This is a genomic window from Olivibacter sp. 47, assembly GCF_030372825.1.
GTDB classification, from domain to species: Bacteria; Bacteroidota; Bacteroidia; order Sphingobacteriales; family Sphingobacteriaceae; genus Olivibacter; species Olivibacter oleidegradans.
On the sequence record NZ_JAUCNR010000001.1, the window covers coordinates 833,075 to 859,833 of the forward strand.

25 protein-coding genes are annotated in these 26,759 nt (G+C 40.3%); 9 read left to right on the top strand and 16 right to left on the bottom strand.

Translation table 11 applies throughout. The annotated features are described in order from the left end of the window. Positions 1-165: 165 nt before the first annotated feature. The 10 genes from QT327_RS03590 to QT327_RS03635 all read right to left on the bottom strand — a co-directional run bounded on the left by QT327_RS03590 (position 166) and on the right by QT327_RS03635 (position 5,988). Positions 166-387 carry a hypothetical protein gene (locus QT327_RS03590; RefSeq protein WP_289552035.1) on the bottom strand — a complete coding sequence of 74 codons (222 nt, stop codon included), beginning with the start codon at positions 385-387 and terminating at the stop codon, positions 166-168. A 90-nt stretch (positions 388-477) separates the two neighbouring features. Further along, a complete protein-coding gene (locus QT327_RS03595) occupies positions 478-699 on the bottom strand; it encodes a hypothetical protein (RefSeq protein WP_289552036.1) in 222 nt (73 codons plus the stop codon). Between the two features lie 172 nt (positions 700-871). Next, a complete protein-coding gene (locus QT327_RS03600; RefSeq protein ID WP_289552037.1) occupies positions 872-1,315 on the bottom strand; it encodes a DUF5675 family protein in 444 nt (147 codons plus the stop codon). Between the two features lie 276 nt (positions 1,316-1,591). After that, positions 1,592-2,056 (bottom strand): DUF6266 family protein, encoded by a 465-nt coding sequence (locus QT327_RS03605; protein ID WP_289552038.1) that lies wholly within the window; start codon positions 2,054-2,056, stop codon positions 1,592-1,594. A gap of 50 nt (positions 2,057-2,106) precedes the next feature. Further along, a complete protein-coding gene (locus QT327_RS03610; RefSeq protein WP_289552039.1) occupies positions 2,107-2,751 on the bottom strand; it encodes a DUF6266 family protein in 645 nt (214 codons plus the stop codon). Positions 2,752-3,181: 430 nt separating this feature from the next. Beyond that, positions 3,182-3,490 (bottom strand): MerR family transcriptional regulator, encoded by a 309-nt coding sequence (locus QT327_RS03615; RefSeq protein WP_289552040.1) that lies wholly within the window; start codon positions 3,488-3,490, stop codon positions 3,182-3,184. 102 nt (positions 3,491-3,592) lie between these two features. Then, on the bottom strand, positions 3,593-4,132 hold the full coding sequence (locus QT327_RS03620) for a hypothetical protein (RefSeq protein ID WP_289552042.1): 540 nt from the start codon (positions 4,130-4,132) through the stop codon (positions 3,593-3,595). A gap of 4 nt (positions 4,133-4,136) precedes the next feature. Next, positions 4,137-4,955, bottom strand: coding sequence for a LytR/AlgR family response regulator transcription factor (locus QT327_RS03625; RefSeq protein WP_289552043.1), 819 nt, complete (start codon positions 4,953-4,955; stop codon positions 4,137-4,139). After that, positions 4,952-5,479 carry a hypothetical protein gene (locus QT327_RS03630; RefSeq protein ID WP_289552044.1) on the bottom strand — a complete coding sequence of 176 codons (528 nt, stop codon included), beginning with the start codon at positions 5,477-5,479 and terminating at the stop codon, positions 4,952-4,954. The genes QT327_RS03625 and QT327_RS03630 overlap by 4 nt, the downstream gene beginning before the upstream one ends. Before the next feature lie 56 nt (positions 5,480-5,535). Further along, a complete protein-coding gene (locus tag QT327_RS03635) occupies positions 5,536-5,988 on the bottom strand; it encodes a hypothetical protein (RefSeq protein WP_289552045.1) in 453 nt (150 codons plus the stop codon). Positions 5,989-6,500: 512 nt separating this feature from the next. On the opposite strand from QT327_RS03635, the gene QT327_RS03640 reads away from it, so the two are divergent. Both QT327_RS03640 and QT327_RS03645 read left to right on the top strand, forming a co-directional pair. After that, entirely contained in the window at positions 6,501-7,109 is a 609-nt protein-coding gene (locus QT327_RS03640; protein ID WP_289552046.1) for a Crp/Fnr family transcriptional regulator, read from the top strand. A 216-nt stretch (positions 7,110-7,325) separates the two neighbouring features. After that, positions 7,326-7,601: a hypothetical protein gene (locus QT327_RS03645; RefSeq protein WP_289552048.1), complete on the top strand. Its 276-nt coding sequence runs from the start codon at positions 7,326-7,328 to the stop codon at positions 7,599-7,601. A gap of 61 nt (positions 7,602-7,662) precedes the next feature. Here the strand turns inward: QT327_RS03645 and QT327_RS03650 are convergent, their stop codons facing one another. The 4 genes from QT327_RS03650 to QT327_RS03665 all read right to left on the bottom strand — a co-directional run bounded on the left by QT327_RS03650 (position 7,663) and on the right by QT327_RS03665 (position 14,938). Beyond that, complete coding sequence (locus QT327_RS03650) at positions 7,663-9,018, bottom strand: RagB/SusD family nutrient uptake outer membrane protein (protein WP_289552049.1); 1,356 nt, start codon at positions 9,016-9,018, stop codon at positions 7,663-7,665. A gap of 23 nt (positions 9,019-9,041) precedes the next feature. Next, positions 9,042-12,269, bottom strand: a complete 3,228-nt coding sequence (locus QT327_RS03655) for a SusC/RagA family TonB-linked outer membrane protein (protein WP_289552050.1) — start codon at positions 12,267-12,269, stop codon at positions 9,042-9,044. A gap of 24 nt (positions 12,270-12,293) precedes the next feature. Beyond that, positions 12,294-13,712 (bottom strand): redoxin domain-containing protein, encoded by a 1,419-nt coding sequence (locus QT327_RS03660; protein WP_289552051.1) that lies wholly within the window; start codon positions 13,710-13,712, stop codon positions 12,294-12,296. Between the two features lie 1,085 nt (positions 13,713-14,797). Then, the gene (locus tag QT327_RS03665) at positions 14,798-14,938 is read right to left on the bottom strand and encodes a hypothetical protein (protein WP_289552052.1); all 141 of its coding nucleotides are present in this window, start codon (positions 14,936-14,938) and stop codon (positions 14,798-14,800) included. Positions 14,939-15,318: 380 nt separating this feature from the next. On the opposite strand from QT327_RS03665, the gene QT327_RS03670 reads away from it, so the two are divergent. The 7 genes from QT327_RS03670 to QT327_RS03700 all read left to right on the top strand — a co-directional run bounded on the left by QT327_RS03670 (position 15,319) and on the right by QT327_RS03700 (position 23,966). Then, on the top strand, positions 15,319-15,564 hold the full coding sequence (locus QT327_RS03670) for a helix-turn-helix transcriptional regulator (RefSeq protein WP_289552053.1): 246 nt from the start codon (positions 15,319-15,321) through the stop codon (positions 15,562-15,564). Positions 15,565-15,623: 59 nt separating this feature from the next. After that, complete coding sequence (locus tag QT327_RS03675; RefSeq protein WP_289552055.1) at positions 15,624-16,943, top strand: SIR2 family protein; 1,320 nt, start codon at positions 15,624-15,626, stop codon at positions 16,941-16,943. Then, on the top strand, positions 16,936-19,083 hold the full coding sequence (locus tag QT327_RS03680; protein ID WP_289552056.1) for an ATP-binding protein: 2,148 nt from the start codon (positions 16,936-16,938) through the stop codon (positions 19,081-19,083). Before QT327_RS03675 ends, QT327_RS03680 begins: the two co-directional genes overlap by 8 nt. 97 nt (positions 19,084-19,180) lie before the next feature. After that, complete coding sequence (locus tag QT327_RS03685) at positions 19,181-19,831, top strand: hypothetical protein (protein ID WP_289552058.1); 651 nt, start codon at positions 19,181-19,183, stop codon at positions 19,829-19,831. Positions 19,832-20,740: 909 nt separating this feature from the next. After that, complete coding sequence (locus QT327_RS03690) at positions 20,741-21,235, top strand: glycosyltransferase family 29 protein (RefSeq protein ID WP_289552059.1); 495 nt, start codon at positions 20,741-20,743, stop codon at positions 21,233-21,235. A gap of 326 nt (positions 21,236-21,561) precedes the next feature. After that, positions 21,562-22,167, top strand: coding sequence for a peptidoglycan recognition protein family protein (locus QT327_RS03695; RefSeq protein WP_289552060.1), 606 nt, complete (start codon positions 21,562-21,564; stop codon positions 22,165-22,167). 125 nt (positions 22,168-22,292) lie between these two features. Continuing rightward, positions 22,293-23,966 carry a biosynthetic peptidoglycan transglycosylase gene (locus QT327_RS03700; protein WP_289552061.1) on the top strand — a complete coding sequence of 558 codons (1,674 nt, stop codon included), beginning with the start codon at positions 22,293-22,295 and terminating at the stop codon, positions 23,964-23,966. Between the two features lie 49 nt (positions 23,967-24,015). On the opposite strand, the gene QT327_RS03705 is transcribed toward QT327_RS03700, so the two are convergent. Next, complete coding sequence (locus QT327_RS03705; RefSeq protein ID WP_289552063.1) at positions 24,016-25,512, bottom strand: glycosyltransferase; 1,497 nt, start codon at positions 25,510-25,512, stop codon at positions 24,016-24,018. Next, positions 25,493-26,755 (bottom strand): hypothetical protein, encoded by a 1,263-nt coding sequence (locus QT327_RS03710; RefSeq protein ID WP_289552065.1) that lies wholly within the window; start codon positions 26,753-26,755, stop codon positions 25,493-25,495. Before QT327_RS03710 ends, QT327_RS03705 begins: the two co-directional genes overlap by 20 nt. Between the last annotated feature and the right edge of the window lie 4 nt (positions 26,756-26,759).

Sequence of the window (26,759 nt, forward strand, 5' to 3'; positions counted from 1 at the left end):
AGGCAGCACCAGCCATCATCAAATTGGCTCATCATCACATTGGCTCATCATCACATTGGCTAACCATCACATCGGCTCATTGGCTAATTAAAACTCAACGACTTTTGCACCTGTTAATTCATAAAGAAAGTCCCCTCATATAATTCTATACAAGGGGACTTTCCGTTATTTTTCAACGCGCGTATCATCTTTTGCCACTGTTGAGATGGCTGATGCTACAATACCAGCCGTTGCGAGGTAGCCGGCGATGGTAACTACCGTTGCCGGTAAAGTAATAGGAGCTGTTAGCAACGCCCCGCCTACCGCACCCAAGGTTAAACCGATGGTTCTTATTCTTTTAAAGAACTTCGGTGTGGGGGATTTGATTCTATCTGTTATTTCGTTCATTTTCGTTATTTGTTGTTCGTTATTTGTTATTGGTTATTGGTTATTGGTTATTGGTTATTGGTTATTAGTTATTAGTTGTTGCTTATTAGTTTACGGCTTATGGCCATTTTCCAAAAACTCCATCCGCTGTCGCAGTAAATTATAATTCGCTTTTAAATCTGCTTTCAGCAATTGTATACTCGCTTTCATGATGGACACATCCTGCTCCATTTTCCGGAAGTTACCATGTAACTGTTTTAAAAAATAAGCGATGATTGATAGTAATATGGAGATAAGGGTTCCTAATAAGGTTATTAATTCTATTGATTTCATTGTTATTTAGCTTTTAGGGGTTAGAAATTAGGTATAAGCTATCGGCTTTCGGATGTCAGCTATCAGCGATCAATAAGTTGTAAGCTTTAAGGTATAAGCTCGCACTGTTGCCATAGCTACTTATAAGGCCGTAAGCGATTAGCTTTATGTAGCCAAAACATTATCATATTGGCTAATGATCACATTGGCTAATGATCAAACTACTCCCCGCGGCAGCACATTCAGCTAATAAAGGATACACCCTCTTATACGCATCCGCCGAATGCAGTACCCGATAGTCTCCGTCAATCAGCTGATAATAGCTTCCGGTTAAGGGGCAACCACGGGTATCCGTATGGTAATTCCCGATATGGAAGAACACTAAACTGAAATTGGGAATACCCCTGATTTCCACCATTCCTTTATGCATGGAGCTATATCGGCTCTGATATTTAGCATTCATACCCGCCAGCTTATTCAAACCCAATTGATAGGTTCCGGCCGGAATGGCCGTTTCTCCCGGGATTTTTTCATCCCGTATTTTATCTTCCAAGATATAGCACTGGAAGAGATCATTAATGTATAACTGGCCGAGGGTCGTATTAACGCCTTCGGCGATTCTTATTAGTTTAATCATGTTATTTAGTTTTTAGCTGTTAGGAATTAGGCGTTAGCTCTCAGCCATCAGCGGTCAGCTTTCGGATGTCAGCTATCAGCTTTATGCTGTAGGCTATAAGCGGTAGGCACTCACTCAAAATTCCTGCCTACCGGCAGGCAGGCATCGTTCATCACTCATAACTCAACACTAATAAATCTACTCAACCACTTCACCATTCCCCCAGATAAACGCTTCGTGAAAAATGTTTCCAATCGCGCGTACGAAAGAGGATATACACAAGTACCTCCTGATCTTTCAGTTGCGGAGGCAGTGTAATACTGACCTTTCCATCCGCCCGAATGGCTGGTTCTTCATTGATTCCCGCAATACGCAAAGAAGGACTATAGGCACATAAGAGCACGCCATCGTCCGGGTTACCAAAAATGTAATCCATCTTGCGTTAAATGTTGCTGTCAGGGTGTTTCCATCTCTCTTCAGCGCTATTTCGCGAGCGGACATTAAGGTTCCCTCACTCAGCAGCACCTTAGCCGGATTCACGTATTGATTGGGATATACCCCTTCAATCGCTCCGCTAAGCACCTTTGACATTGCTCTTCCCATGGCCGATTTTCCACGCTTCCTGGTACTATAGGTACTTTGCAGGAGTTTTCCCAAGGGCGCCAGAAATTCCATTGCGATCTTAAAACGTTGCTGTACGGCTAATCGTCCATTTGGTTCTTTTTTAACTTTCGGTAATTCAATTTTTGATATCCATTCCATTCTTTCTGCGTTAAGCGGAGGGCACGGTTACCCGTACCCTCTGTCACATACTAAGCAAGGTTCACCGTTCCGAGATACGTGCTTCTCGACACTTTCCTGCCCTGCCTATCGGCAAAGAAAGTCCACACATGCCCCTCACCTCCCAGGAAGTGATTGGGCAGCGTGATATCCACACTTCCATCGCCTCGTAAAGGAGGTGTCGGTGCCGATAAAAACTGATCGATCTCCGGTTGATATAACAGAATGTATACCCGATCGTCATTGTGGGTATCGTATAACGCATTCTGCGTAGTATCCCAGCTCACCGTCATAACACCGGCGTCCACAGTGACACTTTCAGAGCCACCACCCGCAAAGAAGCCGTCGCTGATACGGATTTTACTATAATCCAGCGAATAATCGGGATAGTCACCCATAAGCGCCAGCACCAGGTTCTCCCTGAAAGCCGTATTCATGGGGGTCATGCTGTCCACTCGCTTCTGGCCGAAACCGATACGAATGAACGCCGTGATGGGGAGCAGGAAGCGCATCACTGTACGGAATTTAGCCTGTTGCATCAGTTGTTCTTCCGTTGCAGGTTTCGTGCGTTTTTTGTAAAGGCCCTTGATGTAGTCTATGCTCTTCCAGCTGCTGCCGATCACACTTCCCGCTTTACCTTTGAAGCCACCATTTGCTCCATTTCTGATAGTTCCCATTTTTTTCTCTTTTAAAGTTTAACCATACATTCCGCAATCATTTATACCGGTATCTCATGCGTCATGAGGCAAACATAAAGCGTAAAAAAGGGCTTTCATAGGCACCGAAGTGCATTGAAGGGAGGATGAAGGGGATATATCGAAAAACTGAAGGGATCGTGAAGGGAGGGATAAAGCGTGTCTTTAGGTCTTTTGTCTTCGCAGAGGTGCTGTGCCCACCGGTCAACTACTTAACTATTTCCCTAGGTAATATCTCCACAACCGGCAACCAACTCTCCTCTTTTTTCTAAACATTATCGGGATTTTATCGAGGTGGTATCGGGGCGTGATCGAGAAATTGCCGATAAAAAGCCGATCAGGATTAAGTAAAAAGCAAGTAAGCGGCAGCATTTGATCAGAATTTGGCAGGTAATTGACCCGCAACACACAACTAAAAACCCCAATATATCGTTCTCAAGCGTTCCACGTCCACATCGCGAAAATACTTCTTACCCCTTTCCACTTTAGCCACTTTGATCAGGCCCTTATGCTGACAGCGAAGTAAAGTACTGTCACTAATCCCCACCCGATCCATCGTATAAGCCGCATCACGGTAAACGGTTTCTTCCTTTTCCTTTTGAAGGATGAAGCGTTGAATTTCGAGTGTATATTCTTTAAGGCCTCTCACTTCGCGATATAATAAGCGAAGGAGATAAGCACACTGCGGGCATGGCGCAGGCCCTTTAGGTCTTGCGTTCATGATGATTTGATTTAGGGTTTATTGGTCTATGCTAAGGAGCTTTAGCTCATAGATGTTTCGTGTTGATTAGGTTTACAAGATCCATCAGCAATCTTCTCACTTTCATAACGGTTTTACGATCAATGGTGTGGTACTTTTTCCGCAAGCTTTCGAAAGACAGTTTATCCTGCTGTGCTGTACCAATATGCTTACTAATAAAGAGGAAAAAGTTCCCTTTTTTGGTGTTTCAATAATCTTAGCTTCGTGCATAATATGCAACAAGAAAAGTAGCTGCATGGCCGTTATCGACACCCTGAAATAAAGATCGTCCTTCGGTGATTCCTTTCTCACCAGCACATTCAGCTCTTCCCATATGTGCAGATAAAACTGGTATTGTTCCATGCCGAACATGGCACGCGTTAGCGGCACATATTCCCGATCATCATCCCACAACTCAATTAATTGCGCTCTGGCGGCCAGGCGATCCTGCATCCCTTCGAAGGTTTTCTGCAACTTATTCAACAGATCGGAAAATTGCTTTTGCAGCTCTAACAGATCGTCTTTACGCCATTGATCTTCCAGTTTTTCTTCCTTAAAATTAGCTAAAAAAATTCCGAGGCGTTCCAATACGGACGCCCAATCTTGACTTGCGTGCTGCTTCATGCAATTACTTATTTATAATAGCTTCTATATTCTCTTTATACTTGGCACCGATCTTAATAACGGCCCCGTCTGAGAGGATCACCTCATTCGCTTTGATTACGTTGATATGTGCAACATTAACAATATTGGATTTTGCGATGCGCACAAAATGATCCGACGGCAGTCGTTCCTCCAATTCCGATAGCGTATCGTCTACAAAGATTTCGCGCTCAGCCGTAAAAATTTTCGTACGCTTTAGGTCGGTACCGATATGTAAGATATCTTTTAAACGGACCTTTAGGTGTTGCAACTTACCGTATTTTACAAAAATATTGCCACCTAAATCTAGTGCAACTTTGATTGGCTTCCCAAGCATCGGATTCTCTTTATTTACTTTAGAAAAAGCTTTCTTAATCGCAAAATACAAACCCAAAGCAAGCAGCCATAAAAGCAAAAACCTATTTACCATACGGCCTACGAAATCCCAATCAAAGGAAGCTTTTGCGGCTGAATAACGGATTCCCAAAGGATAAAGGCACTCGTATAAGTACAGGTAACTAAAAGGAACTGATAAGAAGAAAAACGCCACTAAAAAGACCAGTCCCCGGTACCAATTGTTCCGATTGAGCAAAAGCGGCAGAAAATAGAAAATCCCGTAAAAGATCGGAACCTTGAGGACAAAGGCAGCCAGCACGTAAACTACGTTGTGGTGAGGAAACTTGATGGCATTTCCGATCCATAGTACCGCGAAATAGATAAACCAAAAAAGCAAATGCCACTTCAAGAGCGGCCTCTCCCCCATTTGGAAGAGAAACCGCAACCATAATTTGCTGAGCTGTTTCATGCGTACCACTCCCCATAAAGTTCGCGATAGGTCTTCTCTTTCAGCTCAAAAGCCCGGTAAGAAGTTTTATCCAGCAGGAAAAACTCATCACCCAGGGCAAGCAAGGCATGGCTTTCAGGCCGTGGCTGTGCGAATGTACGTACAGGATGATTCGATTTAGGAAAGTGGAAATCGCTATGCTGCGCATAGAGGTGCAGTGTCGACCAGTTTTGCCATTGTGCCGGGTAATGCTGCAAATAAGCAGCAAAAGCACCATAAATCTTCATAATGGCAAATTCAATAAAAAGGTGTAGTGGCATCTCTTGACGTTCGATCGCATCCAAGCAAATGAAACGAAGTTGCTCGTCCGAATCGCGAAAGCACATCACCGGATAAATGGGCACATTAAAACGATAAGCCATATACGGAATGCCTTTGCGTACCAGCTGATGCTGTGCTAAAAAATCCAAACGGACCGTATTTTCGCGGTTGAGCGCCTGTGCACCTTGATAGCCGTCCATGTACGTTACTACACTCTTACCCATTTGCAATTGTGTTTTGATATTGAACAGGATTTTCGGATCATTGGCACTCAATATATCTAAAGGCGTCGGCCGGCAACCCGCCTAAAATCAGTAACCAATTGCCGAATAAATGCACCCTGTTCGCGTTGTGCCTGTTCGCCTATCAAAACCGCTAAAGGGACTGCCGCGCGGTGTAAGAGGTAGTTGATGAGCCGATAAGAGCCCGTATGGAACGTGCAAATAATACCGGGTTTTTCCTTTAAGCGAACGGGTAAGTCTTCATCCCAACCATTGAGCTGAAAAGGGTGTTCGCGCTTAAAGAATTGCTGATCCAGCGCATTCCATTGGCGGTTCAATGTTGCTTGGCGAAAGAGTTTGTCGTGCTCCGCATACGGTATAGCAGGCATAAAATTAGTGAGATTGGCACTGAAAAATGCAAAGGCATTGAGTTGCTGTTTCGATCGTATACCAGCGCCATTACCTAACCGAGCTTTTAGCTCGGCCAGCTTGATTCTGTAATTGTTTGGCATCTTCAATAAGTTTTGGTTCATAAAATGGAAGCCACCCGCCGAGTTTTGCGGACAGCTTCCTGTTTTTAGTTTAGATATCCCAGAATTCACATTCGGTAATTAGCACACCGAAGCCATAACGAAAGCACAGGTCTTTGAACTCAATTGGATTTTCCTGGATAAGGTTTACATTGAATGACATAGTTAATGTTGTTTTTTAAGAGTCGGTTTTTACTATTAGGCACCGACAATTAACCCACTCAATAGCTATGAGATTTTATGATCACGACCCAAACATCAAACTTTTAATTTAAAAAAATAAATTAAAGTGCCATAATGCGTTTTATAATGACCGAAATATAATTTTCAGGGGGCGAAATATTTCAAGTACACCCAAAGTCACCCTATTTCATCGTCAAATAAGCCCTTGGCGCAGCTTCGAAAATATCGGTATATTCCAATGTCACCCGCGTCACTTGACGAAAGGCGATAAAGGCTTTTCTTTGTCGGTTTCTAATTAAACAAACCTGAACATGTATGAACAAAAAATTAGACACATTGGAACAATTTTAAAGGATTTAAGTACGCTCATTGATATTCCACAGGGATTTGAAGAGAAGCTTATCCAGGTTAGTCGTTTAGTACATCAACAGCGACTGATGTATATTGAATATCCGGGCGAGGTAGGTGACGGCAGCTTATGGTATCTGCTGAGAGGTGTGGCAAGAAGTGTCGTAGCCAATAAGGAAAGAGGCGAATTTTGCACCATCCATTTGTGGAAAAAGGGAGATGTAATACTGCATACGGAAAGCTTACTTGGCAATGCTGACCGAGACGAAAGTATTCAGTTATTAGATGAGTCTATTTTGTTGCAAATCCCCAACAACCAAGTGCAGCAGCTTCTGGGAGAATGGCCCATACTTTATGGCTTGATAAATCGCCTGGCGGCTTATCGTCGCAATAGCCTCATGCGTTATGCATTGTCGTTACGCTATCCAGCCATAGAGCGTATTCGCTTATTCCTAAAAAACAATCCGGCTATGCATCGGCGAGTAAGTCAAGCTTACCTAGCAGACTATCTTGCAATGGACCGCAGCACCTTTAGCAGTCTGCTCAAACAAATTCAAACGGCATCCGGATAGTGTTCCCTGCACAACAGGCAACTGTTCCGCGGAGAACATCACACACATAGCGTTCCTACTAAATTTGATTTGTGAACGCGATGGTGCAACCAAAGCGAACATGCAATAAATCTAAATGTTTCACTAAACAGTTTTGGTACCCTTTTTTCGAATGGTTAGAAAAAAGTTCCTCCGATGAAAAAAATCTTTTCAGTATTCATCTTAGCTGCGGCGATTATGACCAGTGTCAGCGCCGCCGAAAATGAACCCAAGCAGCCAAAGCGCGCTAATGTTTGGTATGAGTTCACGCAAGATGTAGATGACGATCCCATGAATCCGAATAACTACACCAACCGTGGAGCTACCGATCCAACCGGGTGCGACGAGGGCAGCGAACTGTGCTCTGTTAATCTACCTGATAGCGGCACCCATCCAAGTCAGGCGGATTTGGAGGCAATCGAAAGTCAGATACAAGCAGGCGAAAGAACTTCACAAGTGACCTTCAAAAACTAAACAAGATCTTGTCTGTGTTCTGTAATGAAGCCGGTAGCATCCTTTGCTAACCGGCTTCTTTTTAGTTTTGTACAATATCGCTATTCTCCAAGGCTTCCACCGGAATGAGGAAGGTGTAAGCATCCAGATCGGCCGCAGGTAAGGTAAAAGTTTCGGTTCCCAGTTGCCTCTTCAAATCTTTCTTAAATTGATCCTCCTTGCTCAAACGCCTGAGGTCCGTCCAGCGAAGCCCCCTGAACAGCAATTCCTTCCGCCGCTCATCCAGCAAGAAGGTCAGCAATTCGTCCCCGTTCTTATCCAGCAACATCGCCTGCACATCCCCCATATATCGATGCTTTAGTAGCAACGCTATATCGGCCTTCGCCTCGGCAAATCTTTCAGCTCTGATATGGCATTCCGATCTGATAAGTAACAATTCGGCCGTCGTCATTCCATTAAACTGCGCATTAGAGGTAGTTGCAGCATAGTTTCCGGTAAAAGACATTGTTCCATCTCCATTCACGGTAAAAAACAACTGGCGGCGGGTATCACTTTCAGCGTAAGCAGCATACAAGTTTGTATCTACCCTGGCGTTGTTTGGTTGTAAATTGGTTTGCCCATTCAATTGAGAAAAAAACAATACTTCTTCATTGTACGGTTCAAAAGGGTAAGGCCTGCCCGTTGGGATACCTTTATAGTCCAGTATTTCTCCGTGTAACTGTAAAGCCGAATCCGCATACAGACCGGCACGTTCGTAATCACGCATGCTTAAGAAAGTTCTTGATAGCACGGCATAAGCAGCTGCCCTGCTTGGTCGCGTGGCATACATAGGCCGTTCGGGTGCAAGAAGCTGTGCTGCTTCCCGCAAATCAGCAATAATGCGCTCATAACTTTCCTGTACCGTTGATCGGCGCGATCGAGTAGTTATATCTGGGTTTAAACGTAATACAATACCCAAGTCGCTCGCGGCTGTGCCGGGGTCATAGGCTTTCGCAAATATTTGTACCAATTGCAAAAAGGCATAGGCCCGAAAAAAAAGTGCACGCCCTCTTAACTCAGTTTTCAATAGTTCATCCTGTACTGTACCAGCTTTGATATCGTTCAGGTGGAACAAGGCCGTATTTGCGCAGAAAACGGCACGGTAGGCCGATGTCCACTGCAAACGGTAAACGGGTGTTCTTTTCCAAATGTAATTATCGCGGTATTCAGGTACGGAGAATGACTCATAAACAGCAAGCGGAAGGAAATAATTGTCGCCCGCGATTTCGCCCAAGCCGGGATAACCGCTATTCATATCTTCCGGCCTATCCAAAATAGCCTGCACATCCTGCAAGGTACTTGGAACCGCCATGCTTTTATCAGGCTTTACATCCAGGTATTTTTGGCAGCCTGTTAATACAAGGAAACCCATGAGTAAATTTAATATCGTTCTTTTCATTTCTTTTCGTGTTAATCAGTTATTTACAAAGACAGGTTTAATCCAAAAGCAAGGCTTTTCGGTTGTGGGATAAATCCGTTAACTTGTGGATCGAGCCCACGTTTATTTGCGCGCCACAATACGCCCAAATTACTTGCATACACAAAGGCCTTTAGTTGTTTAACGGTACCTTGGAGGAACCGCGGTTGGACGGTATAATCCAAACGGATATCCTGCAAACGAACATGATCACCTTTTTCAATCAATGTTGCCGAACCCAGGTAAAAACTGTTGCGATTGGTATTATTGGGATATTGAAAAGAAGGTACGTTCGTCCTATTTTCATCTCCCGGCTGTTGCCAACGGGCAGCATAATCACCGTGCCCACTTCCGGTGTTAAGCAGTGAATTGTAGTTCAGACCGGTACGACGGAAAAAGTAATCAAAAAAGTACGCGATATTGAACGATAACCCCCATTGCTTATATTGAAAATTATTGCGGATAGAACCAAAATAACGCGGGCGCGAAGAGCCGTGATACTCCATCTCTTCGAGTGGTGTATTCCGCACGATATTGGCATAATCTTTACTCAACTCACCGTTCCAATAGCCCAGGGGGTCACCCGTTTCGCCGTCCAAGCCACCCCAGCGGTAACTGAACACGGGGAACGCATCGTATCCCGGTACGGCTATCAACCCCGTGCTGATATACGAATTACTGCTTGAGCGCCTCATGAAATATTCGTCCACCCGGTTTTGGTTGTGGCTAAAAAGCAAGTTGCTCGTCCAGCCGATCAATCCTTTTGTATTTGTACTGTTCAATTGCAGATCAATACCCTTCGTAGTAGTCGAAGCTACATTCATGGTTAGCGTGGCCACACCCGTGGTCGGTTCTAAGGTAAAAGGCCCGAACAGATCCGAAGTACTTTTGCGATAATAATCAATGGAACCGTTCAAACGGTTATTCAGCACGGCGAAGTCCAGTCCGAGATTTAAGGTGGACACTTTTTCCCAACGGAGGATCGGATTTGGCGGACTGGAAATATAAGCATTCAACAAATTAAGATTGAAGGAGCTACTATTGGGCAGGTAGCTAAGCGTTGTATAAGCTGAAACGCCCGAACCAATATTTCCGCTGTAACCGTACGTCGCCCGCAACTTTAGCTTATCCAGCCAGTCCACCCGCATAAAGGCCTCTTCCATCACGTTCCATGCCATGCCCAGCGACCATAATGGCGTCCACTTTTGGTTAGTAGCCACACCAAAAAGATTGGAAGCATCCCGTCTGGCACTTCCGGATAAGGTATATCTACCACGGTAAGTATACGAAGCGTTTGCATAAACAGATACGAAGCGATTCATAGTTTCACTAAACGATAAAGGGTTGGGAATTGTAGTAGGTCCACTCAGGTTACCATAAATCGGAAAGCGACTAACGAAATCCATATTCGATGTATAGGTAAGCAAATTATCGTCGAACCCGTAGGTACGATGACTGTGCGATGCGCTTGCCGTTTGCCTGATTTCGGCACCGGCCGATGCCACCAGCTGATGTGCATCCTGCCAGCTATGGTTGAAGTTTGCCTGCGCCCGCGCCTGATGCGCGTTCACTAGCATATCCTCCTTATTCAGAATCGCACCCATCGGTACCGGATAAAGCACCTGATTACCATTGATCTGCGTATAGCGGTTAATCAGGTCGCGCGTAAAGTAACGATCCAGATCGGCAAGTTCCTCCCGACTGCCCATATTACGCTGATATTGGTATTTCAACTCGAGCGAGAGTGGCGTAATCAACTGATAGCGGAGCGTAAAATTGGCCAACAGATCGTTATCGGTACTCTTACGTCCATCCATTCTTGCCTCCGCCAGCGGACTAAAATTCCAGTCCAACAGCTTCCCATTACCGGCTGTATCAATATAGCTTTGCCGAACATCCCGTGCAAAGTATAAGGGATTACCCTGTTCATCGGCCAAGGAGGTGTAAGGCGGAAGGTCCCTACTCCCCAAACGGGCAGATCCGTAAGTGAAGGCTCCTGTGCTACCCGGCGCATAAGCATTGGAGAGTGTATATAAAATACTCGTAGCCAGTTCCAGCTTTTTGGAAAACCTAAACTGCTGATTGGCCCTAAGCGTTAACCGATCATACTGATTGCTGATCATCGATTGCAGGTTTTTATCGTAACCAAGCGAGAAGTTGAAATTATAGTTACGGCCACCCCCTGTCGCACTGAAGGCATGTTGTTGATTAATTGCCTTCCTGTACATATAATCCATAAAATCGCGTCGTACATCTTTTCCGCGCAGTGCATCCAATTCAGCTTGTAGCGCATCGGTTTCCAAAAAACCGTCCCGATGCTTGATGAGCAATTCCACTACCGGCGATAAAGAAGGTTTAGACGCACTTCGCTCTTGGCTATTGTAAAAGCCCCGATCAAAAAGATAGCGCTCTAGTTCAATAAAATCAGCGGAAGAAATCACATGGTCGGCCATCAAATTGGGCTTCTCCGTAATATTGACATTGCTGTTGAAAGTAAACTGAATCGGTTTGTTATCGCGTCCTCTTTTTGTAGTAATCACAATAACCCCATTCCCGGCCCGTGCTCCCCAAATAGAAGAAGCCGCCGCATCCCGCAAAAGCGTGATGCTTTCGATATCATTTGGGTTGATGTTGCTGATATCACCTTCGTAAGGAAAATCGTCCAGCACAATAAGTGGCCCTCTCACGCCGGCCTGCAAAGTACTGATTCCACGAATGGTTAAATCGGACGAGGGCCTTCCACCCTCATTCATTGATAAGTTTGAGAATCGATCAGCGAAATAAGTACCCGCTGTAACGTCTTTCAAACGACTGATGATATCCGTACCTACAGCCCTATTAAACAGAGTGCTATCTACTTGCTGAAAAGAGCCTGTTGCCCGTTCTAAAGGGATTCTTTCGTAACCGGTACTTACCGTCACTTCCTGCAATTCGTTAACGTCTCTATCAAGCAATATGTGCAGCACACTAGAGGCCGACAAAGCCATTTGTTTAGGTGCGTAACCCATATGCTTTACGTGCAGTGCCGTATCGCTGGCAGAAACGTCCATGCGAAACCTCCCCTGCTCGTTGGTTTCCACCCGTATTTTACTCGGCAGTGCCTGCAAGGTTACATGTTCTATCGGCTTAGCCCCATTTCTGCCAAGCACCGTACCTTCTATTGTTCTTTTTTGTTGGGCCCAACCCATCAACGGTAGGGCCACGCATACATACGTAAAAAAATAAAGCTTCATGTGTTTGGTATAGGTTGGTTGTAATTAATTTTTGCTAATCACCAGTACTTCAATACGTTCTTCGCATGCTTGCAAAAGCAAGCCGTAGCGCATTAACTGTTCATTCAATTTGTTTATATCGGAGACATCATCCAAGTGCAAGGTTAAATCCAGTTTCCCTTTGAAATCCGTTCCATCCAATACGGGGGGCATGTTTGCCATTTGGTTTAAGCTCGCTACCAATCGCGACGGTGGTGCCGCAATAAGCTTCTTTATGGGCGCAGCCTTATCCAACAGGGTATTGCTATACTCCGCATCTTCAGCAGCTTCACGAAGCCGCTTAGCATCCGTTAAAACCAAGCGAAAACAAGGCATTACCCGTTGCTCCAAACGTACATTAAGAGCGAGGTAGCTATTCAGATCGCTCAGTAGTTTCGCTTTTACCGCGCTAAAAGAAGTCTGCAATGGCAGCTGCGTTTCGTAGGATACCGCATGTTTTTGATACCATGCATCGCGATTAAGCCCTGCCTGATGCGCATCGAATAAAACTGTATCAGGTGAAATTCCTTCACAGATAATGCGGTTCCTCGGAAAATCATTAAACCTACCCAATGCCTTGAGGTAAAGACTGCGTATTGAATGATTGATAAATTGCCATCGAACAGTACCGGAAACCGTATCCGCGAGTTGTTTGACATGATAGTTATTGATTCCCTTTTGGTATGGCGTTAGCACGGAATAATAACAATTCGCCTTCGATGTAGAAAGGTTTTCGTTTGGTACCAGCAGCGGTAAGTCATATAATTGCTTCAGCTCCTCTTTAACCGGCCATCGGTAAAGTTTACCATCCAATGCCTCCTGAACGTAGGTGGATGTCAATAAATTGGAAGACGTTGCCGCACCGAATTTACCATCCGGTGTAATCCATACCACATGCGGTAGAATCTGGTGCGGAAACGCTTGCTGCAAGAATTGATCCTCCACGATGGAGAACATCGGGATCGACTTTAATATCTTGTTATGATCATAACCCTCGCGGACCTTTTGAGTGGCTTGAAAGGATACTGGCAGCACCTGTATCGACTGATGAAAAGTCTGTTGCAGATGAAGCAATTTGGGCATCGCCGCAATACAAGCGCTGCACCAGGTTGACCAAAAATCCAGAATAATAAGCTTACCCCTGTAATCATTGAGCGTTACCGTAGTACTTCCTTCCTGCCCTGCTTTTACCATTTGCAGAGGCATGTGCCATAAGGCTTCCGGAATGGTGTCTCCTATTTGTAGCGGCCTAATAGAATCCGTGGATAAAGCCACGCCATGGGCAGCCTCCGGGGAGGAGGACTGCCGGGCGTGTGCCAAACAAACACAGAACAAGATCTTTAGGGTTATAAGGTATACGGTGTAAGGTTTAAGGACGCAGAGGACACTACCTCCTGCCATCCCGACGTTGCGAAGTGCCGTCATTTCGACCTTGCGGAGAAATCTCCGAGCGTCGGTATTTCTACTGCAACGAATAAATCTATATGCGGATTTCCAGCACTTTTTTATGCAAATTTTAGCAGTAAAAAACCACCAAAAAGTACGTTGAACACTTCTTAAACGGCATTTTCCTGTAACTCGCGAGTTACAGGTAGTTTTTTCAGTATTTTTTGTATACGCAATGGTCGTAGCAGGAAACCGCTCATACTGGAAAAACTGGCCTCCAAAATTTCGGATAGCATAGGCTAAGTAATCGATGTAACTTACATAGAAATTTTGCAGCCAGGAGTTTTTGGGTACCTTTTTGCGGAAAAAAGGTACATGTTATTGCGAGGAGTTTACGACGTGGCAGTCTCCTCCGCCTCATAGCCTCAATCATATTCTCGTCAGCCCCATTTTGCGACGAAAAAAGGTATCTGCACCTAAATTTCCAGCACTTTTTTATGCAAATTTTAGCGATAAAAAAGTACCAAAAGCGCTTTGAACACTTCTTAAACCCTGTTTTCCTGTAACTCGCGAGTTACAGGTGGCTTTTTCAGTATTTTTTTGTATGCGACTAGTTTTGCAGCCTGGTTTTACCCCGTGTACTATCCTGATCCCGTTGCAGAACGGGATGAAGGATCCTCGAGCGCTTGACCTGAGCGCACTCATCACTAATCGCTCATCATTCATCGTTAGTGAACTCTTGCGCGCTGTATTTAATATTTTATTCTTTCGAGAGATGGCTTGAACTAATAACTTCCCAACAGCACACACCCCTCCCATTAAGCGTAAAAATGCTTTCATTTCGGTCGATTTAACTCGATTTAGGTTTGAAAAATTTTAGAAAAACCGACCCCATGCCACTAACAAGGCACAAATTATTTGCTGGTTTGAAAGAAAGCCACTATCTTTAGAGGTAATTGCAATAACCAAAAGATCTGACCTACTCCAAGCCTAAGCGAACAATCGTTTTCTTATTGGAATAGGATCGGTGACAGACTGGGATATGGCTTTTTATAGCCTGCTTCGGGTTGAGCTTCTTTGCTTCTCCCCTATGCTATCCACAGCCTGTTTATCTTTTGGCACGCTTATTCAGGCGATGCAATTATGTTCTTTAAGGGTGATTGAAGGGATTTGGGATGTACCCGCAAGGTGCCATTCTGGATGACGGACCACACAAGTAATTTGTGATTTAAGTAACTAGTCGGTTTGGTTTTTTTCGTTTTCATAATTCCTGATTTTATGGAAACGATGTCAAAAAACTTTGGACCTTTTTACCTATAGAAACCAATAGGGCGGCTCCAATGCTTTTTTGATTGAGGGATAACCGCCAAGCTAACCCTTGCACAAATCTACTCGAGATTTACGCTTTGCCTTCAAAAAAGACTAACATGAAGTCCGCCTCTATCGGTAATATATCATCAAAGATAACATATCCAATAGAATCTGGCGAACTCACGGTCTTCTCGTAGGCAATTTGGCGGTTTTCTCAAACGAGAGAGACATCGTTAAAGTAGAATCTTCTACTCTTTACTGTCGCGTTTTACTAATGCAAATATACAAAGTTGACTTTTAAAAGTCAACTAAAAATGAAAATTTATTTATAGAAATGAAATTGAACCGTTTAGCAGAGGTTTTTGAAGAACTCGGGGTAGAGAACAATGATATAGTAAAATTTTTAAAAGTTAAGAAAGAGACGGTATCTAGATGGGTTAATAATCATCAACAACCGTCGTTAACAACCTTTGCTCAAATTGCGGAGTATTTGCGTGTTGACATAAGAGAGCTTTTCTATCCCAGCGATTGGAGCAGCAGCACAGTTGAAGCGTTTAAATCTAAAAAAGTAAGGAATTAGAACAAGTCGACATACAAAATGGCGAATAAATCATCTTCTAGTTATAACAAAACAATAATATGATAGATTGGAATAGTGACAATATATTAAAAATCAACAATGACATTGACTGTTTCAACGCAGACAGTATTGATGAACATAAAATAGACGACCTTAGAAAAAGAATTGAACCCTGGCTAACAGCAATATTTCAAAGTGAACATTTTTCTCTTCTTTCAGGGGCTGGGCTTTCAATTGGCCTAACCTATCTTGCCGGTGTAAAAGCACAGGGTATGGACCGAATTGAATTCAACATTTATAAGAAGGAGATTAAGGACTGGGCTGATAATAGTGCAAAAGAACTTGGAAGAGGCAATGCAAATATTGAAGACGATTTCAGAAGTGCAATTGAGTTATTACAAGGGTTAAAAATTCAAGGCAACCGAGATGCCGATACTCTTGAAAAAGAAATAAACCTTCAGTTGGATAAATTTATACGGAACATAATTAAGACTGAAAAGGAATTTAATAAAAGTGAAAGATATCAAGAAGCTTTAAACATTCTCAAATCTTTTTTGATAAGTTTCTCAAGTAGAACTGCGACAAGAGAGAGAACAAATATTTTCACAACAAATTATGATCGATTTATTGAACTGGCTTTGGACAGCGCAGGGATTTTAACCATAGACAGGTTTGTAGGTAAAGTAAAGTCAATATTCAGGACAACGAAATTGGAGCTGGATTACCATTATAATCCTCCTGGGATTCGGGGAGAACCAAGATATGTTGAGGGCGTAGTTAAATACACAAAATTACATGGATCAGTTGACTGGAAATTTGGTGTAAATTCTATAAGTAAATTGCCGCTTGAATTTGGTGTTGATGAATCAACCAACCAATTACCCGCTTCACCAAAAGACTTTTCCGTTATATACCCAAACTCGTCAAAAGGAATTGATACAGCGTACTTCCCCTATTCTGAATTATTCCGCGATTTTTCAACTGCTGTATGCAGACCAAACTCCGTTGTGGTAACTTATGGGTATGGTTTTGGGGACACCCATATCAATCGTGTAATTGAAGATATGTTGACGCTACCCTCAACCCATTTAGTAATTATATCCTTTGACACTGCGTCCGGTCGCGTTCAGAGCTTCTATGAAAAAATGAATTCGGCGCAGATTACGTTAATTATGGGAAATCATATCGGAGACTTAAAAAACTTGGTTGAAAATTATTTGCCAAAAGCCGCTATTGACAGAATTCAAGAAAGACTGGTAAAAACATTAGAAAAAAGAGGAAAGACGGAGCATTTTAAAGGCGCAAATGAAGATAATGTAGGCTCAACAGGTGTTGATACAACGCCTTTAACCACTTCTAAACCAAATGGCAATGCATAATTTTTACGACTTTGACGAAATTCGTAACCTTACAATAGGGACCATCGAATCAGTATCTCCAATTGAAATTAAGGTGCTATTGGAGGTTGATGCTCCTCAAAATGTTGCCATTAACACTGGTGTTCCAACTCACTTCCCGAAAATCAATGGTTATGTTTTGATTCCAAATGAAACAGGTGCTATTGTTGGAGTTGTTAACTGGATCGGAGTCCAACATTCAAATTATCCAATAAGAAAAGGGTTCAAAGATTTTGACTTAATTGATTTGCCTTTTCCGCTACGGAAAATGAATATTACACCTCTTGGTGTTCTAAAAAAGAAAAAAGATAGCACCTATGAAATTGAAAGAGGAGTATATAATTACCCGTCTGTTGGTGATAATGTTATTCTCCCAACGGATAAACAGCTCTCTGCAATTGTAGAAAATCCTGACGGAAAATTTGAAATAGGTAGGGCGCCAATAGCAAGCAACGCCTCAATCAAAGTGAACCCTGACAAATTGTTTGGAAGACATTTAGCCATTCTCGGAAATACAGGAAGTGGAAAATCTTGTTCGGTGGCAGGACTTATAAGATGGTCATTAACCGAAGCCGAAAAAGTTAAGACTAATGCTCAACTCAACTCAAGATTTATTATACTGGATCCAAACGGAGAATATTTTAATGCATTCAACGATTTAGGCTCAAAAAAGGTACGGAAGTTTACAGTAAAGCTGGACGAATCGGATTCAAATTTCGAACAATTAAAGATTCCTGCCTGGATGTGGAACTCTCAAGAGTGGATTAGTTTTTCCCAGGCCGCTCCAGGTGCTCAAAGACCTTTATTGCTTCAATCTCTTTTAGATTTAAAGAGAGGCAAACAGTTAGGTAACTCTAATACCATTAGAGTTCATAGTTTCCTGAATACTAGCAGGAACTCATTACTTACGTTCTTAGGAAATCTTCCTACTACAGCAACTTTTCCTCAGTTTATTGCCATGGTTGGCGTCCTTCAAAATATTTCTACCGATTTAGATTTCCATTTACCATTAATACCAACAGACAATCAACCATTATCTGATTCTTACAATCTGTTAAATACAGATTTCAAGCAAACGTTGGCAAACAGAGAATGGCAACCCGGTAGATTTAATTCATTCTCACATCAGGACATCAGCTCAGTCATTACAGGAATTGATGCCGTCCTCTCTCATATACAATTAACCGAGAATGAAACAAGTCAAATCAACCCTGATACACCAATCAAATTTGAATTAAATGACTTGATTCCATATTTAGAGCAGCTTGCAGAAAATCAAGGAGGAAATATTTTGCAATTTGTTCAAATGCTTTCATTAAGAATGCGGTTTTTATTTTCTGATGAAAGACTGAATGGAGTAGTTCAACCCAAGGAAGATATAACCCTTGTAGATTGGTTAAATTTGTATATTGGCTCAAATACTGCTGAAAATGGCCAAATTACTTTAATTGACTTATCCTTAATCCCTTCTGACATTATTCACGTAGTTGTCGCCGTTCTTTCACGGCTGACATTTGAAGCGATTCAACGATACCGAAAGATTTATAAAAAAGAACTACCAACGACAATTGTATTAGAAGAAGCCCATACCTTTTTGCGTGAGTTCAATAACAACTCCAATAATATCTGTTTAGAGACGTTTGAACGAATCGCCAGAGAAGGCAGGAAATTCGGGCTAAGTATGGTTCTATCTTCACAAAGGCCTTCGGAACTATCTCAAACAGTTTTATCGCAATGCAATACATTTTTATTACACCGAATAGTTAATGATAGAGATCAAGAGTTAGTCAAAAAATTAGTACCTGACAGCCTAAGTGGTTTGCTGAAAGAATTACCGATTCTACCTTCAAGAAAAGCAATATTGGTCGGTTGGGCTTTCTCTATTCCAGTGTTAGTTGAAATGAGATTTTTAGACGAGAAACATAGGCCACAATCAAACGATCCCAATTTTTGGGATGTGTGGATAGGCGAAGAGAAAAGAGAAATTGATTGGGTAAAAATTGCAAATGACTGGCAAGGACATGGTCAACAAGACACTGTAGAAGAGAATCATTCGAAAAAGACGTTAGAGGCGGATCCGGATAAAAACCAAAGAACTGACGAAGACGACGTTAAATTTTAAATAAAGTAAACAATATATATTTACAAGAAGTATCCAAAGCACATAATATTGATGCTATTTTGTGCTAACCTTGTCATTGCAAGATAAATCGGTTAACGTGACTAACAATATATCAAACTCAGACATACAAAAGGGTTTTCTAAAGAAAGCAGAAACACGATTCGATAAATTTATTAATGAGTTAAAACAAGAGTCGGATCGTGGAGCAGCTATTTTCGCAGCAACTTTTTTTGAATATAAATTAAAAGAAATTCTCCGCGAATTACTGAACGATGCTCCCTCGACTAAAAACTTATTGGAAGATGCCAACGGCGGATTAAATACTTTCAGTGCAAAAATTAACATATGTCTTAGTCTAGGCTATATTACACGTAATGAATACAACGCATTAAATCACCTTAAAAAAATTCGGAACCAATTTGCACATAATTTCGATTTTCAGTTTTCTTTCAGCGATGCCAAGATAACGGCGTTATGCAAGTCTCTTAAAAATGAGTTCAAAGAACTCAAAGAAGAAGAATTTGAGACGGCTAGAGAAATTTTCATTGGTTCAATAATTTTCTTTCATAGACAATTGATTGACCGCCAGTACGAACTATTCACTTTCGCCCCTATTGGATTTAAAATTGAAGAAATCCATAATGACCCGAACGCTTACATAAACTTGGGTGCTAATGAACGTATGTTAGAAGAACATAGATTTTTAGAACAAGAGTGGGCAAAGCAACGTGCGAATAGAAAGAAGTAAAATAGATTTTCTTGTTAAATATTAATAAGAAGTATCTAAACAAAAGTAAACATGGAAAAAGAACGCTACACAATTAAAGACACGGACTTCAAATACCCGACTAGAGAGAGTTAAAGAAAATATATAGAGTTGGTCTTCCTTATGTCTTTGAAATCAGTTCATTACTTAATAAAATTCCTATGGAAGAAGTTAAGTATTCCGGAAGAAATTGACCCCCATAATCCGTTAGTAAATCAAGAGCTGAAGTTCGTTTAAATGAACTGAGCGCACGCCAATTTGGCACATACTGACCCCTCTGGATTCGAAGGAGTGTCCCATTCCGGACCATGTTACCCCTGGACTTTTCGGGACCATCATTCCGGAGCAAGTTGATCCGTTTAGGGTGAGCCATGAGTCAGATGAAACAATTGATCAGGTTGCACAAATATGGCTACAGCATCATTATACCATGAAAGCGCTTTTAAACCGATATTCTGAAATATAACTATCGATTCATTAAAAGAAGTGTATAACTCAATTCTGTGTCTAAGCACAGATTTTTAGTATATAGCCTGTATTAGTAAATTTAGAATGTTCATTCATCTTTGAAATAATTTTATACCAAACTGTAAACCTATATTAGTAGAGGACTCCCCGCTAGGAACTCCTTAGCGGGCAATATTAGGACCATTGTAGAGAAATTAGACGAAATAAGAGACTTGACCCCAATTTGAAATGCGTGCACTTGATGATCAAAATCAATAAATTTCTTTTTGATATGGCTAAGGATATAAATACATTGCTAACAAGAAAATAAACATAAATTTATAAGGCAATTACTATTATTTCTTATATTAGTAAAGAAATAATATCAAATATTAATATTGATATGAAAATTCCACCTATCGATTTGGAAAAAAAATAATCCTTGTGGGAAATGCCCTCCCTCTGAAGGACTATTCAGAATTGGTAAACGGACATGACATTGTAATACGCTTTAACCGATTAAATTTTTTATGGACAGGTTTTTTAGGAAGGAAAACTGATATTTGGGCAATTCAAAATATGGATGAAACCTTAAGGAGAAGGAAAACTTTATTTGGTGAATGGGAACGGCTCTTAATAATATCAGAAAATAAATATAAAGATTATACCCAGGAGATTCTTCAAGTAAACAATTGGGAAGAAAAGCTATATTCAACTATTTATTCCGATGATTTACCGTTGAAAGAGAAGTTAAGAGGTAATAACGGTTCAAGTGGTTTCATAATTTTAGAATGGGTACTTCAAGCATATCCCAATTTACTTTATCCGATATCGATTGTTGGCTTCACTTGGGAAGGATGGACTGGACATTCCTGGGAACTGGAAAGAGAGTTATGTTATCAATATCAATTTGAAAAGAAAGTAAAAATACACCTGTAATCGATCCTAGAAGGCAAAAAATAAAATAGTGAATATCGGTTAAATCACCTAAAATTTGTAAATTGGGGACAAAGAAACTGAAGACGGACGTATTGGAATTTATAAAGGAATTTCCTGACGAGGCGAGCTGCCGCAGGAAATTTACGCTTAAGGGGTTTTCGATGATGGAAATCTAGAGTCAGTTGGTGCGTTAGTGTCTAGGCGATGACGTGTCAACTTCATCCAATGATTGGAGATCGGGACCGTATTTATCAGCTGAAAGAGACGACAGAACTGCATTGTATAAAAATAATTCGGATATTACCACGATAATCATCAAATTTATTATGATTCAACAAGAGGCTTTTATTAAGTTAACTATAGAAGAATTCTCTCAGTGGATAAAGCCACGTAAAGTTACGAGAGCTGTCTCCAAAATTCAGTTACATCACACTTACATCCCTGATTATTCCAGTTTTAATGGTGATAACCATTTCCAGTTACAATCCTCAATGAGAGATTTTCATAAACAACAAAATGGATGGGAAGACATAGGTCAACATTTAACAATATTCCCTGATGGAATTATACTTACTGGAAGAGATTTCGACAGAGACCCTGCAGGGATATACGGTGCGAATTCGGGCGCCGTTGCAATTGAAAATATAGGAAATTTCGACGTTCACCGTGACACGATGCGTAAAGAGCAGCAGGACACAATATTGAAAACAGTAGCTATTTTGTGCCATAAATTTGACCTGGAAATCTCCACAGAAACGATCGTATACCACCACTGGTATAATTTGATTTCGGGAAAAAGGAACGATGGATCAAACGGGAATAAATCATGTCCTGGCAGCAATTTCTTTGGAGGAAATAAAGTAGCGGACTGTCGGAAGAATTTTTTGCCCAAAGTAAGTTTCGAATTTTTTCAAACATATCAATCGATATGAGAACTCGTTTAAAGAGACTTGCGTACCGAATCTTTATTAAGATAGCACTTATAAGTCTTAAAACAAAACCCGTCAACAAGTTAGTTTTCAGCAAAGTAAAGAAAAGACTATCGAAATATCATATAATGAATATTGTATGGTGTAAAATGAAAATCTCTAATAATGCGATATCTATACATGATCTAACATTCAAAAGGAACTCTTTCGCTTTTAAAATCGACTTGCTTTCGATAAATCTCAACGAAGTACCTAAAGTTATAAAAGTTAGAAAGGCAGAAATAAGACAAGTTGCAGACTTAAGGAAAACTGACAAAAAAAAATCAAGAACAAACCTGGAAGTTCATACCCTTGCTATAAAGTTCAAAAAAAGACATCAACTTATAAAAAATATTTTAACCAAGGTGATTTTTAGTATTAATGAAATAGAAATTATTTCAAATAGGGGAAAGGCGTCCTTATACAATATATTTTCAGAGAACCCCACTATTAAAGGCGAACTAAACAAATTATCTGCAATTAGCAACTCTAAATATAAATTTAAAATATCCATCTTAGAACACAACATCAAAATTAGTATCAATAGGTTAGAAAAAGATACGACAGACATCTTTTCATTCAACAAACTTCTAGCAAAAGTCGATTTTTCTGACCATTCTAAATTACTGGTTTCAACCTTCATTCATCTAGGACAGCTGTATCACCCAACAATATCAAGAGAGAGAGTTGAAATAGAGTATTTTAAGGCGAAGCAATTCCTTCCTCTGGAGGACACCCAAATCTTTGGAGGTGATGAATCATACATAGACATTGATGGTAATGTCATATTCTATAGCATCGTTAGACATAATCTCCCAAACAAGAACATTAATTTATCAATATTCTTGCAAATATACTCAAGTCTAAGCAAGTTAATCGATATTATACCATCACCTACTAACCCCGAACTCAAAACTCTACTGGACGATGGAAATTTCTTGGCAGAAATCGATTTTCATATCAATCTTGAAGATTTAAAAAATTCCATTCTTAGCTTTAAATTTTATAAAAACGATTATAACATCATAAACATAGATTGGGATCTTAGCTATTTAAATAATAAATTTCCTCTATCGACATATAAACATTCAATGCTAGTCTATTCAGGTTCAACCGACCAATCTATTTCAAATTTTGCTAAAAAAGTAATAATAATAAATGAAGACCCCTCCTTTTTTCAGCATTCAGGAATAGAGCCTATGGCAATAGGATTGGCAATTATTAGAAATTTCAAATCTGGTAATACGAAAGTGGGAGGCAGTACGATTTCAATGCAATTGGTTAAGAATCTTTTTATGGATGAGTCAAGGACCTTAGCAAGAAAATTGGAAGAAGCAATTATAACGGTACTATTAGAAAACTACTATTCAATAAAGAAACACAGGATCTTAGCTGTTTATTTTCAAGTAATAGAGTTCGCTCCAGGCGTTTTTGGAATTGAAAATGGAAGTTATTTTTATTTTGGCAAAGAGTCTAATTCTTTAACTACTATCCAAGCACTCACGTTATCCTATATCGTACCACGGCCTAGGTTTTTTCTTGACGCTGTTTTGACTCGTAGCCAGCAACTTGATCGCAATCTATCTAATTATATAGAGAACATGCTGGAAAATCTCTATTTCAGGAACCTTATTTCAGATATAGATATTAATAGCTTTCTAACAGAAATTGAGTTCTCGGAAAATATCGGAAAATTGTATTTAGAAAACTTGAAGATTGATAGGGTTTTAAAGCGGATACAGGATCAAAAATTATTGCAATAAACGGATCGCTGGACATATCTAAGAAGATATATCAAGCAGCCATTAAAGATTAAATGGAATCAGCTTGATTCAATACGTATGGAAATCCGTGCTTTAAACCAAAAGACTTAACAGAGCGCCTAATCACTGTATCATCTAATAAATATTGATACATACCTTCTTTTAAATGAACTTCAAAATTTTCATCACTTTCTTTATAAAAATCATACTTGGCTTTCCTGTCAAATAGATTTTTAATTCCATGATGAAGCAGCAACAAATTAGACCTTGATACACGTTGCAAATATGGGACAGCAGTAAAGTGTAAATTCTTATCCGCATAAATCTGCATAGGACCAATATTTTTGAAAATTCTCCATCTGAATATTGCGCCATGTGCTGAGTTTACATTTCCATCAGGAATATCCGCACGGTATTCATAATCATTATTCCATAAATTCAATAAGTATATTCCCCAAACATCTACTTCAGAACGTTCCGTGATCTCTAACACATTATTATATCGATCCTCAAACATTTCATCCGCATCAATAAAAAAGAAATAAGTAGATTTCAAAAAAGAACCGAGCCTAAGAAGAATATTTCTGTTTTTTAGATCATCAAACCCTTTACGCCTTTTCTTTACTTTGAATAGTAATTTTTCACTATTCATTAATTCATATGTAGAATCCTCACTTGAATCGTCAAGACAAATAATCCCATCAACACTTTTTGATAGATTAGATAAAGTATCCTTTATATATTTTTGTTCATTGTATGTTTGAACTAATGCTATTATTTTATATTCCTTCGCGAAAAATTCCGTGTCGAATATTTTATATTCGACAAATTCATCTAAGTAGCTCACTAAAAGGCTGAACTTTCCCTTATCCCAAACGTCCCAGTCATAGATTACTTTACCATTAGTGGCAGTGACATGGGTTTTAGCATTTTTAGGGAACAAAGCTCTCTCATAACCACTACTTTTAATATTTATCCCATTGCGATAAAGATAAGGGATCGGTTTCCCAGAAAAATCTATACCAATCTCTTTAAATCCAAGTATATCCAATCTCGCTTTAATGTTTTCAACATAAAATTGGTCCAAACTTTCGTCAAATCCACCCGTAAGGTCAATTATCTCTCGTGGAAACGCAAATCCTATGGCCTTGGAAGGCTCTTCACTGCTGTTGATTATTGAAAAATAGTACTTGGTATACTCTATCATCACGCCTTTAAGTTGAACAAAAAAGCTAAATTGAAGAGAAAATTGCTGATCTAATATACATATATGATCTTTCCTACATAAGTCTAGACAAGTATTCAGAATAGCTCCGGAAGAAAACGATTTGCTATAGCTAACAATACAAAGATTTAAGAATGGAAATTGTGATACACACTTGCTCAGTTCTGAAGAAACAATCTCTTCTGGAAGCGCATACACAATTCGCAGTCCGTTCCTGCCAAACAAGAGCGAATTACGAACCATGTAAACCTTCCACTCGTCTAAAGTTTCAATGCCCACAACAACTATATCTAGATCAATGTTATTCCAAACGTCGTGCATCCTTTATAATTTCTAATCTTAGCACCTTATTTCTCCACAATTCTCCAACAAAATTGACAGCGGATTCGTAATCTTCATCACAGGAAACAAGAAATGTGAAAATTGCCTCAGACAAATTATTTTCTGAAATTAAAGATTCTAGAAACTTACATTCGGTTTTGTCCAAATGATGCCTTAGCTGATTGTGACTTTTTAATATAACAATCCCTTCTCCTTCCGAAGTAACACTAAGGTCTAGTCCCTCTAACAATTCTGCTCTCAAAGCAAAATAATCACCTCTATTGTAATGATCAAAGACAGAATTATGATATTCAACATGGCCAAGGACATTATCTATAAATCTTTCAATACTAACCAGTTGTCTTACTTTCTCAGTTTGGTGATATATTTGATCTTCAGAAAAATTTAATATTGTGTTAATCTCGTTCAACAATAAACTTCCTGGAATCTCCTCATCTAGATACCCTCCTATTCGACCTTTGATACCGGTTCTTAATTGATCAAAGAGATTTTCATCCGTTAGCCTCCCGCCAAACCCTTTTTCTCCCACGATTATCACGGGCGTACCCGAAACCGTCGCATTTAAGGCATTTACAGAATAAGTTAGAAGGATAATATCTTTTTGCATGTATAACTTTTCCTTATCTGTGGAAAAAAATGTTATGTTGTTGTTAAAATAAGGTTCGAAGCGCTTTTTATCTTCAGCTTTCCCGTACACATTTAGCTTCAAATCGGGAATAGTATTAAATATTTTAATTACTTGGTGAGCGAATCTGTTAGAGCAATGAAACAGATCTAAACCAATTGATTTAGCAAAATTTCGCTTCGCAGGAAAGTCACATGAAGAGAAATAAAACACTCTTTTGAATGGGATTTTTCTTTGCATTATTCCGATAGGGTTCAAGAAAAAAACTCCGAATAGATTATGTTTACTATGGGCAAGGTACGAAAAATACTCGTCGTCATCACAATTACAGACAAAGAGATAAATTGGCTTTTGAAATTTCTTGTTTAAAAAATTGATCTTTCGATCGACATTTTCTGAACCAAATACAAAGATGCAATCCCATTCCGAAGGATCTATTTTTTCGAAGCGTTCCAGCTTAACAGCATCACGAAAGTGTTGGCTTTTGACACTTAAATCTTTCACAAAATGCCCTGCTTCCTTTAATTTTTCTTCAAAAAAGGAAAAAGTCTTATGTTCGCTTTTTGTTGCTTTTAAGTGTAATATCAGGATATCCATAGAA